A 10,478-nucleotide genomic window follows, 5' to 3' on the forward strand; every position below is an offset into this window, starting at 1 on the left:
CGAGGAGGGCTCGGCAGAGCCCGATGAGCCGGCGCTCTCGATGGCGGCGGCGTCCTCGCCCTCTTCCAGCAGGACGGCGATGGGGGTGTTCACCTTCACGCCCTCGGTGCCCTCGGCCACCAGGATCTTGCCGATGGTGCCCTCGTCGACGGCCTCGAATTCCATCGTCGCCTTGTCGGTCTCGATCTCGGCAAGGAGATCGCCCGAGGATACCTCGTCGCCTTCCTTGACCAGCCATTTCGCCAGCGTGCCCTCCTCCATCGTCGGAGACAGGGCGGGCATGAGAATTTCCGTGGGCATCGCGTCTCTCTCCTTACCGGTAGGTGACTTGGTTGACGGCCTCGATCACCTCCTTGGTGGAGGTCAGCGCCAGCTTTTCGAGGTTCGCGGCGTAGGGCATGGGCACGTCCTTGCCGGTACAGGTGATCACCGGCGCGTCGAGCCAGTCGAAGGCGCGCTGCATCAGCGTGGTGGCGATGTGATCGCCGATCGAGCCGACGGGCCACCCTTCCTCGACGGTGACGCAGCGGTTGGTCTTCTGCACGCTGGCGATCACGGTGTCGTGGTCGATCGGGCGCAGCGTGCGCAGGTCCACCACCTCGGCGCTCACGCCCTCTCCGGCCAGCTGCTCGGCCGCCTCCATGGCATATGTCATGCCGATGCCGAAGCTGACGATCGTCACGTCCGAGCCCTCGCGCACCACGCGCGCCTTGCCGAAGGGAATGGTGAAATCATCCAGCACCGGCACGTCGAAACTCTTGCCGTAGAGGATCTCGTTCTCGAGGAAGATCACGGGGTTGGGATCGCGGATCGCGGTTTTCAACAGCCCCTTGGCATCGGCCGCCGACCATGGCTGCACCACCCGCAGGCCTGGCACCTGCGCGTACCACGCGGCATAGTCCTGACTGTGCTGGGCCGCCACGCGCGCCGCCGCGCCGTTGGGGCCGCGGAATACCATCGGCGTACCCATCTGACCGCCCGACATGTAGAGTGTCTTGGCCGCGGAATTTATGATCTGGTCCATGGCCTGCATGGCGAAATTCCACGTCATGAATTCCACGATCGGGCGCAGCCCGCCCCATGACGCGCCGATCCCGATGCCGGCGAAGCCGTGTTCGGTGATCGGCGTGTCCACCACGCGCTTGGCCCCGAACTCGTCCAGCAGCCCCTGCGTGATCTTGTAGGCACCCTCGTACTCGGCCACCTCCTCGCCCATGACGAACACCTTGTCGTCGCGCCGCATCTCTTCGGCCATCGCGGTATTGATCGCCTCGCGCACGGTCATCGACTTCATCTCGGTACCCTCGGGCCAGTCGGGGCTGGTGTCGGGGGCGGGGGACGGGGTCGCGGCCCGCGCCGGTGCGGCGGGCGCGTCGCTCTCGCCGGACGCCGGGGCCTCCGGCGAGGAGGGCTCGGCAGAGCCCGATGAGCCGGCGCTCTCGATGGCGGCGGCGTCCTCGCCCTCTTCCAGCAGGACGGCGATGGGGGTGTTCACCTTCACACCCTCGGTGCCCTCGGCCACCAGGATCTTGCCGATGGTGCCCTCGTCGACGGCCTCGAATTCCATCGTCGCCTTGTCGGTCTCGATCTCGGCGAGGATGTCGCCGGAGCTGACTTCATCGCCTTCCTTGACCAGCCACTTGGCCAGCGTTCCCTCTTCCATGGTGGGGGACAGGGCGGGCATGAGAATTTCGGTTGTCATTGCTTTGCCTCCTTCTCACGCGTTCTGCGGCGCCGTCTCGGCGATGATATCGGTCCAGAGCTCGTCCGTCGCCGGCTCCGGGCTGTCCTTGGCGAAATCGGCCGAGGCGTTGACGATCCCCTTGATTTCCTTGTCGATGGCCTTGAGGTCCTCTTCCGTGGCGTGCTCGCCCTCCAGCAGCAGTTCGCGCACGTGTTCGATGGCGTCCTTTTCCTCGCGGATCTTCTGCACCTCTTCGCGGGTGCGGTACTTGGCCGGGTCGGACATGGAGTGCCCGCGGTAGCGGTATGTCTTGATCTCCAGGATATAGGGCCCTTTGCCCGACCGGCAGTGCTTGACCGCCTTGTCGCCGGCGGCCTTGACGGCCAGCACGTCCATGCCGTCCACCGCCTCGCCGGGGATGCCGAAGGCATCGCCCCGCGTATATATCTCGGGGGTGGAGGTGGAGCGCTTCTGCGACGTGCCCATGGCGTACTGGTTGTTCTCGATCACGAACACGACCGGCAGGTTCCACAGCGCGGCCATGTTGAAGGTCTCGTAGACTTGCCCCTGGTTGGCCGCGCCGTCACCGAAATAGGTGAAGGTGACGCGGTCGTTGCCGAGGTACTGGTCGGCAAAGGCGAGCCCGGCACCGAGCGGCACGTTGGCGCCCACGATGCCGTGGCCGCCGTAGAACTGCTTGTCGGTCGAGAACATGTGCATCGAGCCGCCCTTGCCCTTGGAATAGCCGCCCTCGCGGCCCGTGAGCTCGGCCATCACACCGTCGGGATTCATCCCGCAGGCCAGCATGTGCCCGTGATCGCGGTAGGTGGTGATGCGCTTGTCGCCCTCCTCGGCGGCGGCCTCCAGCCCGACGACGACGGCCTCCTGACCGATGTAGAGATGGCAGAACCCGCCGATCAGCCCCATGCCATACAGCTGGCCCGCTTTTTCCTCGAATCGGCGGATCAGCAACATGTCACGGTAGTACTTTTTCAACTCTTCGGCTGAAACATTTGGTTTCTTTGTGCTTTTTCTGGTGGCCATGGGGTGCGTGCTCCTCCGCCCAGACAATAGTTTAACGTTAAACAATGCTATCACGTCATCCCGCCCCGTGACGAGGGGGAATTTGCCGCCATCCATATGTGGCGTCGGGCCGCGGGGCCGGGGTCAGCGGATCACGATTTCGTCGTGCCGCAACAGGCCCAGAACGTCACGCGCCTGCTGGTCCAGAAGGTCGAGGTCGAGGTAGTCGTCCGACAGCCGCCGCGTGAGGTTTTCCATCCGCGCCACCTGCGCCTCGAGCGCGTCGAGCTTGGCGCGCAGCGCACGCTCCTCGGCCTCGATCTCGGCCCGCCGGAACAGGCCGTAATCGCCCTGCACCGCCGCAAAGGTGAAATAGCCCCCCACGCCGATGGCGATCACGAGGTAGACGAGCGCGCCGAGCGCGGGGCGTTTCGGGGTGGTCATCTGCTGTCTCTGTTCTGCCTCGGTCGGCCGCCTCTTCGCGGGCGGTCGGGCGGAGCATGCCACAGCCCGGCCGGCTTGTGAATCCCTCTTTCTGCCGCCGCCCGGGCGGCGTTGATGCGGTATCTGCCGCCTCGAACCACGCTTTGCCGAGAGGCGCCGCCTCACGCGGGCAGGTGGATGCGGAAACGCTTGCGCAATTCCCGGTCGAGCCGGGCGTCGAACCGCGCCGCCGCACGCTCGGCGAGGATCGCCTCCTTGCGCGCCACCGCTTTCGCGATCAGGTCCGGCTTGCCGAGCTCGGCCCATTCCTTGGGCGATGTCCGGTCGCCGAGGGCGGGATAGACGAAATCCGTCTGCATCCGCTGCAGCGTCTGCCCGGTGCCCAGGTAATGCCCCGCCCCGCCGAGACAGACATCGCGGATCTGGTCGATGGCGAGGGTTTCGTCGTTCACCTCGATCCCGCGCACACAGCGCAGCGCGTGGCCGATCAGGTCATCCCCGAGAATGAGCGATTCGTGGCAGAACCCCAGCAGAGAGGCGTGCATGCCCGCCGCCTCGTAGATCATGTTGAGCCCCGACAGCCCGCCCATGACGTTGGAACACATCGCCTCCCAGCCGGCCTGCATGTCCGGCAGCTTGGCATCGGTGATCCCGCCGACGGCCCCGCCAGGGATGCCGTAGAACTTGTGCATCCGGGCGCAGCCGGCCGACAGCAGGGCCTGTTCCCCCGAGCCACCGGTCATCGCCCCCGAGCGCAGGTCGAGCCCGAACGGCCACGTGCCGAACACCGCCGGCGCGCCAGCCTTGACCGCATTCACGTAGACGAGCCCGGCGAGACACTCGGCCGTGGCCTGCACGATGGCGCCGGCGATCGTCGAGGGCGTGGTCGCCCCCGCCATGCCCGCCGACAGCAGCAGCACCGGCAGGCCACCCATGATGCAGCGCTCCATCACCTCGCAGGCCTCGGTGGCGAATTTCATCGGGGGAACGACGAAACAGTTCGTGTTGCCGACGAACGGGCGCTCGCGCCACTTGTCCTCACCGCCCGCGATCAGGTGCAGCATCTCCAGCGCATCGTCGACGAAGGCCGGCTCGGTAAAGGAGGTGGCGACATGCTTGGTCGTCCCAGCGCAACAGGCGTAGATGGTGTTGAGGTCCATCTCGCGGTTGTCGGCGATATCCCGCGCCACCATCGGGCGCTGGACGAAATGGATGTTGTCCAGCCGGTCGGCGATGCGGGCGGCATCGTGAAGATCCTGAAGGGTGCTTTCACGGTAATGCCCGTTCTCCACGTCGACCATGTGCACCGCCGCACCGGCCGTGCCGTAATGAACGCGGTGACCCGACAGGTCGAGATCGTGGCGGCCGTCCCTGCCGTGCAGGGTGATCCGGCGGCGCGCGCGGGCGATCATGTCCTCGACGAGGGCGCGCGGAAAGCGCAGGCGCCCGTCATCGCCGAGCACGGCGCCCGCGCCGGTGAGGTGGGCGATGCCGCTTTCGGGCGCATCGGCCAGTCCGATCTCCTCGAGCACTTTAAGCGCGGCGCGATGGATCTGTTCAACGTCCGTGTCGGAAAGCACGCTGAGCGTGGTGCCGTTCATGCCCGGGCGGATCGGGCGTGCGGCCTCGGCCAGGGGGGCGGCCCGGCAGGCGTGGCGCGCAGCCCGGCCCCCCGACCGGCGGGAAAGCTGTCGTGTCATGGTGATGTCCTTTGCGCGGGATGTGGCTGGAACGGGGCTCAGCCCGTTCCCGGCCTTCCTCGCGCGGCCATTCCCCGCAACGCGCCTATGACGCGTCTCACCAGTGCCAGTTTGCTGCCCTGCGACATGGCCCGCTCCTCCCGAACCGTTGCAACAGGAAAGCTGATTCAACGGGCGCGGTCTGTCCCGTTTGCGACGCGCGTCGAAATCGGGACAGGATATGCCGCGGGGTTGGTGAGGTATCAGGCCGCGAGGTCGGCCGCGAGCTCCATCAGGCGGCCAAGCGCGGCGGCCAGCGCGTCGTCGTCGACAGTGAGAGCAAGGCGCACATGGCCCGCGGCCGCCCGGCCGAAGCTTTCCCCAGGCATCACCGCCACCCTGTGCTCGGCCAGAAGCCGGTCGGCGAACGCTTCGCCCGAAAGGCCCGTCGCCCGGATGTCGAGCATCACGAACATGCCGCCATCGGCCGGGATGGGGCGGACGGCGTCCTGTCCCTGCAGCATCTGCAGCACGAGATCGCGACGGCGGCGGAAGGGCGCGGCGATCTCGGCCTCGAAGGCATCCCCGCGGTCAAGCGCGAAGGCCGCGGCCTCCTGCACGAAGGCGGCGATGCCATAGGTGGTGTGCGTGGCCAGGTTGCCCATGTGCGCGATCGCCTCCTCGGGGCCGACAACCCATCCGATGCGGCTGCCGGTCATGGCGTGGCTCTTGGACAGCGACCCCACCACCAGCGTGCGCCCGGCCATGCCGGGCAGCGTGCGCGGGCTGACATGCGCCCCGTGCCAGATCATGGTCTCGTACACCTCGTCCGAAACCAGCCAGAGGTCGTGCTCGCGGACGACATCGGCGATGCCCTGCATCGTCTCAGGCGTGTAGATCACCCCGGTGGGGTTGTTGGGGCTGTTGATCAGCAGGCTCGCCGCGCCGGTGGCCTTGGCCGCGATGTCTGCCGGGTCGGGCTGAAAGCTCCGCTCGGGCCGGGCCATCACGGCTTCTGCCCGTGCACCGACACCGCGGATCGTGCCGGGGTAGGTGGCATAGTACGGGTCTATGAAAAGCGCCGTGTCCCCCTCGTCGCAGACGGCGTGATGCGCGGCGAAGAGCCCGGCCTGCCCGCCGGGGCAGATGAGCACGTTGTCCGGCGTGGTCGGCACGCCGGTGCGCTCGGTCACGCGCCGCGCCACGGCCTCGCGCAGGTTGAGGTTACCGTTGAACATGGAATAGCCCACGTGCCCCGCGACTGCGGCCTCGTGCATGGCGTCCAGGATGGTGCGGTCGGTGCCGGTGTCGTGCTCGCCAATGGTCAGCTGCGTGACGGGCTCGCCCGCATCGGCCATGCGCTTGGCGGCATAGTAGACGTCCCAGCCGTCAGATCCGCCCTCGGTCAGACCGGTGATCCTGCGCGACAATTGCATGACTGGCCTCCTGCTGCCCCGATTTCTCGTCCACGGCGCCAGATGGACCGGCGCGGCGGGGCAAGTCAAGCCGGTCGCCTGCGCCTGCTTGACCGCGTGGCGACCGGACTCTAGGCTACGCGCCATGATGACCGCTTGCCCCATTATCGGCTGCATTACCCGCTGAACAACCTCAGGCGGGCCGGTCACCTATTCCATCCTCGTATGCAAGTTGATAAGCCCGCCGCGAAACGCGCGCGCGAGGCACCCATGACGAAGATCACGCTCTACAACACGAAGACGCGCAAGAAGGAACGGTTCGAGCCGCTCGATCCGCGAAATGTGCGCATGTATGTCTGCGGGCCGACGGTCTATGACCGGGCGCATCTGGGCAACGCGCGGCCCGTGGTGGTGTTCGACGTGCTCTACCGGCTTCTGCGGCATGTCTACGGTGCCGACCACGTCACCTACGTGCGCAACTTCACCGACGTGGACGACAAGATCAACGCCCGGGCCGTGGAGAACGTCGGCGAGAACGGTGACGTGATGGCCGAGATCGCCCGCCTGACCGAAACGACGACGCAATGGTTCCTTGACGACATGGGCGCGCTCGGGGCGCTGGAGCCCGACGAGATGCCGCGCGCCACGGCCTACATCCCGCAGATGATCGACATGATCGAGACGCTGATCGAGAAGGGCCACGCCTACGAGGCCGAGGACCACGTGCTATTCTCCGTGGACTCGTGGCGCGAGAAGTACGGGCAGCTGTCGGGCCGCTCGGTGGATGACATGATTGCCGGCGCAAGGGTGGACCCGGCCCCCTACAAGCGCAACCCGATGGATTTCGTGCTGTGGAAGCCCTCCACCCCCGAACTGCCGGGCTGGGACAGCCCGTGGGGCCGCGGGCGGCCGGGCTGGCACATCGAGTGCTCGGCCATGTCCTACGAGTTGCTTGGCGACAGCTTCGACATCCACGGCGGCGGGGGCGACCTGATGTTCCCCCACCACGAGAACGAGATCGCGCAGAGCTGCTGCGCCCACCCGCAGGGCGACTTCGCGCGCTACTGGCTGCACAACGAGATGCTGCAGGTCGAGGGCAAGAAGATGGCCAAGAGCGAGGGCAACTTCTTCACCGTGCGGGATCTTCTGGACGCGGGGGTCCGCGGCGAGGTGATCCGCTTCGTTTTCCTGTCCACGCACTACCGCAAGCCGATGGACTGGACGGAGCGCCGAAGAAAGGAAGCGGAACAAACTCTGCGAAAATGGGAAACGGCGCTGAAAATTGCCGACAGGTATCTTGCTTATGCACGGCCAGACCCGCAATCGCTTCCGCCGTACCTTGTCGACCAATTGGCTGACGACATGAACACGCACGCGGCAATTACTCTCCTGGATGGCAGGGCCGAACTGCTTCTGGGTATCGAGGACGGACGCATTTCCCACGACTTTTCCGACGATCGTCTTGCACTGGGGGAACTTGGCCAGGCTTATCGAAACGGACTAGAGCTGATCGGCCTCGCCGGGATTGGCGAGTGGCAGCAGCAACGTGACATTGAGCGCGACAGCCACAGCTCGACAGTCGAACTTTATCTCGCGAAAAGAGCCGACGCCAAAAAGCGCAAGGACTTTGCCACGGCGGACCGGCTTAGAGACGAACTCGGTGCCGCCGGGGTCATCGTGAAGGATACGCCGGAGGGCACGGAATGGGATATCGGACCCGATTTCGATCCCGCCAAGCTGGAAGCGTTCAAATGAGTGTCACGCGGCAAGAGAGGGCAGGGACCGGGCGCGGGCGGGCGAGAAGCGCCCGTCCGGGGGGGCGGCCGGGCGCTGCCCGTGACGCAAGCGCCACGGGCGGGACCGGTTCCCTGCGGATCGCCGTGGTCGGAAGGCGGCGCCTGACAGCCTCCGGAGGTGGCGAGGGGCCTGCCCCTCGCGCTCCCCGGGGTATTTTTCCCAAGAAGAAGCAGCGGGGGCGGTGATGGGTAAAGAACGCCTTTATCTCTACGACACCACCCTGCGCGACGGCCAGCAGACGCAGGGGGTGAGCTTCTCCACCGCGGAAAAGCGGGCCATCGCGCAGTCTCTCGATGCGCTCGGGCTGGATTACATAGAGGGCGGCTGGCCGGGTGCGAACCCCACCGACAGCGCGTTTTTCGAGGTCGCGCCGGCGACGCGCGCGACGATGACGGCCTTTGGCATGACCAAGCGGGCCGGCCGCAGTGCGGAGAACGACGACGTGCTGGCCGCGGTGCTCAACGCGGGCACGCCGGCCGTGTGCCTCGTGGGAAAGGCGCATGATTTCCACGTCGAGACCGCGCTTGGCATCTCTCTGGACGAAAACGCGGAGAATATCGCCCGCTCGGTTGCGCATGTTGTGGCGCAGGGGCGCGAGGCGCTGTTCGATGCCGAGCATTTCTTCGACGGGTGGAAGGCCAACCCGGATTACGCGCTGAAGACGCTGCGCGCCGCGCTGGACGGGGGCGCGCGCTGGATCGTGCTGTGCGACACCAATGGCGGCACGCTGCCGGTGGAAATCCATGACATCACCCGGGCGGTCATCGAGGCGGGCATCCCCGGCGCGCGGCTTGGTATCCATACCCACGACGACACCGGCAACGCCGTGGCCGGCAGCCTCGCCGCCGTGGATGCGGGCGCGCGGCAGATACAGGGCACGCTCAACGGGCTGGGCGAGCGCTGCGGCAATGCCAACCTCACCTCGATCATCCCGACGCTGCTGCTCAAGGAACCCTATGCCTCGGCCTACGACACCGGCATCACGCACGAGGCGCTGACGGGGCTGACCATGGCCAGCCGCCAGCTGGACGAGATCCTCAACCGCGTGCCGATGAAGCAGTCGCCCTATGTCGGCGCCTCGGCCTTCGCGCACAAGGCGGGGCTGCACGCCTCGGCCATCCTCAAGGATCCGGCCACCTACGAGCACATCGAGCCGGCCGCGGTCGGCAATGCGCGCGTTATCCCGATGTCGAACCAGGCCGGGCAGTCGAACCTGCGGCGGCGGCTGGCCGAGGCCGGTCTGGACGTGGCTCGCGACGATCCCGCGTTGCCGCGCATCCTCGAAGAGATCAAGGCGCGCGAGGAGCGCGGCTATACCTATGACAGCGCGCAGGCCAGCTTCGAGTTGCTCGCGCGGCGAGAGCTGGGCCGGCTGCCCGACTTCTTCGAGGTCAAGCGCTACAAGGTCACCGTGGAGCGGCGCAAGAACAAGCACGACCGCATGGTGTCGCTGTCCGAGGCGGTGGTCGTGGTCAAGATCGACGGGGAAAAGAAACTCTCGGTGTCGGAATCGATGGACGAGCTGGGATCGGACCGCGGCCCGGTGAACGCGCTGGCCAAGGCGCTGGCCAAGGATCTGGGCAAGTACCAGTCCGTCATCGACGACATGCGGCTGGTGGACTTCAAGGTACGCATCACGCAAGGCGGTACCGAGGCCGTGACGCGCGTCATCATCGACAGCCAGGACGGGCAGGGGCGGCGCTGGTCCACCGTGGGGGTGAGCCCCAACATCGTGGACGCGTCCTTCGAGGCGCTGCTGGACGCGATCACGTGGAAGCTCGCCCGCGACGGGGACGGCGCATGAGCCCCGGCGCACTGGTCCCGCCCCTTCGGCTGGCCTAGGTCCGGGGCATGACGTTCGACGACGATCTCGTGGCCTGTGCCGATCTGGTGCGCCGGGGCGATCCGGACCGGTTCCGTGCCGTGATGGCCGCGCCGGTGCCGGCGCGCACGCGGCTGTTCCCTGTCTACGCCTTCAATATCGAGGTGAGCCGCGCGCCGTGGCTGACCGAGGAGCCGATGATCGCCGAGATGCGCCTGCAATGGTGGCGCGACGTGCTGGAGGAAATCCGCGAAGGAGGCGCGGTGCGGCGGCACGAGGTCGCCACGCCGCTGTCGCGTGTCATCGGCGCGCAGGACGCCGGGCTGCTGGACGCGCTGGTGACCGCGCGTCGGTGGGATGTCTACCGCGAGCCGTTCGAGGACATGGACCATTTCCGCGAATATATCGATCAGACCTCGGGTAACCTGCTGCTGGTGGCCGCGCGCGGGCTTGGTCCGGCGCCAGAGGCCCCGCTGCGCGACGCGGGCTATGCCATGGGGTTGGCCAACTGGCTGCGCGCGGTGCCGGCGCTGGAGCGCGCCGGCCGCATCCCGTTGGTGGAAGGCACGCATGACGCGCTGCGCGCGCTCGCGCAAGAGGGGCTGGCGTGTCTG

At 67.0% G+C, this 10,478-nt stretch carries 9 protein-coding genes; 3 read left to right on the forward strand and 6 right to left on the reverse strand.

Translation table 11 applies throughout. The features are described from left to right. The 6 genes from ACH13J_RS17450 to ACH13J_RS17475 all read right to left on the reverse strand — a co-directional run. The coding region (locus tag ACH13J_RS17450) for a biotin/lipoyl-containing protein (RefSeq protein WP_397544629.1) at positions 1-300 on the reverse strand (300 nt) is incomplete at its 3' end. A gap of 13 nt (positions 301-313) precedes the next feature. Then, positions 314-1,702 carry a pyruvate dehydrogenase complex E1 component subunit beta gene (locus tag ACH13J_RS17455; RefSeq protein WP_397544630.1) on the reverse strand — a complete coding sequence of 463 codons (1,389 nt, stop codon included), beginning with the start codon at positions 1,700-1,702 and terminating at the stop codon, positions 314-316. A 15-nt stretch (positions 1,703-1,717) separates the two neighbouring features. Further along, the gene (gene pdhA / locus ACH13J_RS17460) at positions 1,718-2,728 is read right to left on the reverse strand and encodes a pyruvate dehydrogenase (acetyl-transferring) E1 component subunit alpha (protein ID WP_397544631.1); all 1,011 of its coding nucleotides are present in this window, start codon (positions 2,726-2,728) and stop codon (positions 1,718-1,720) included. A gap of 123 nt (positions 2,729-2,851) precedes the next feature. Continuing rightward, on the reverse strand, positions 2,852-3,151 hold the full coding sequence (locus ACH13J_RS17465) for a septum formation initiator family protein (RefSeq protein WP_397544632.1): 300 nt from the start codon (positions 3,149-3,151) through the stop codon (positions 2,852-2,854). A 161-nt stretch (positions 3,152-3,312) separates the two neighbouring features. Then, positions 3,313-4,851, reverse strand: a complete 1,539-nt coding sequence (locus ACH13J_RS17470) for a trimethylamine methyltransferase family protein (RefSeq protein ID WP_397544633.1) — start codon at positions 4,849-4,851, stop codon at positions 3,313-3,315. A gap of 242 nt (positions 4,852-5,093) precedes the next feature. Continuing rightward, positions 5,094-6,266: an aminotransferase class I/II-fold pyridoxal phosphate-dependent enzyme gene (locus ACH13J_RS17475; protein WP_397544634.1), complete on the reverse strand. Its 1,173-nt coding sequence runs from the start codon at positions 6,264-6,266 to the stop codon at positions 5,094-5,096. A 249-nt stretch (positions 6,267-6,515) separates the two neighbouring features. On the opposite strand from ACH13J_RS17475, the gene cysS reads away from it, so the two are divergent. From cysS to ACH13J_RS17490, 3 genes are all read left to right on the forward strand, one after another. After that, entirely contained in the window at positions 6,516-8,000 is a 1,485-nt protein-coding gene (gene cysS, locus ACH13J_RS17480) for a cysteine--tRNA ligase (protein WP_397544635.1), read from the forward strand. Between the two features lie 226 nt (positions 8,001-8,226). Then, entirely contained in the window at positions 8,227-9,846 is a 1,620-nt protein-coding gene (gene cimA / locus ACH13J_RS17485) for a citramalate synthase (RefSeq protein WP_397544636.1), read from the forward strand. A gap of 47 nt (positions 9,847-9,893) precedes the next feature. Further along, positions 9,894-10,478: squalene/phytoene synthase family protein (locus ACH13J_RS17490; protein ID WP_397544637.1), on the forward strand; the 585-nt coding region annotated here is incomplete at its 3' end.

This window comes from Roseovarius salis (assembly GCF_044472985.1).
In the GTDB taxonomy this organism is placed as follows: domain Bacteria; phylum Pseudomonadota; class Alphaproteobacteria; order Rhodobacterales; family Rhodobacteraceae; genus Roseovarius; species Roseovarius salis.

Bases quoted from the DNA above. Each gene is read 5' to 3' on its own strand.
- ACH13J_RS17455 (WP_397544630.1), bottom strand. From the start codon at position 1,702: ATGACAACCGAAATTCTCATGCCCGCCCTGTCCCCCACCATGGAAGAG.
- pdhA (WP_397544631.1), bottom strand. From the start codon at position 2,728: ATGGCCACCAGAAAAAGCACAAAGAAACCAAATGTTTCAGCCGAAGAG.
- ACH13J_RS17465 (WP_397544632.1), bottom strand. From the start codon at position 3,151: ATGACCACCCCGAAACGCCCCGCGCTCGGCGCGCTCGTCTACCTCGTG.
- ACH13J_RS17470 (WP_397544633.1), bottom strand. From the start codon at position 4,851: ATGACACGACAGCTTTCCCGCCGGTCGGGGGGCCGGGCTGCGCGCCAC.
- ACH13J_RS17475 (WP_397544634.1), bottom strand. From the start codon at position 6,266: ATGCAATTGTCGCGCAGGATCACCGGTCTGACCGAGGGCGGATCTGAC.
- cysS (WP_397544635.1), top strand. From the start codon at position 6,516: ATGACGAAGATCACGCTCTACAACACGAAGACGCGCAAGAAGGAACGG.
- cimA (WP_397544636.1), top strand. From the start codon at position 8,227: ATGGGTAAAGAACGCCTTTATCTCTACGACACCACCCTGCGCGACGGC.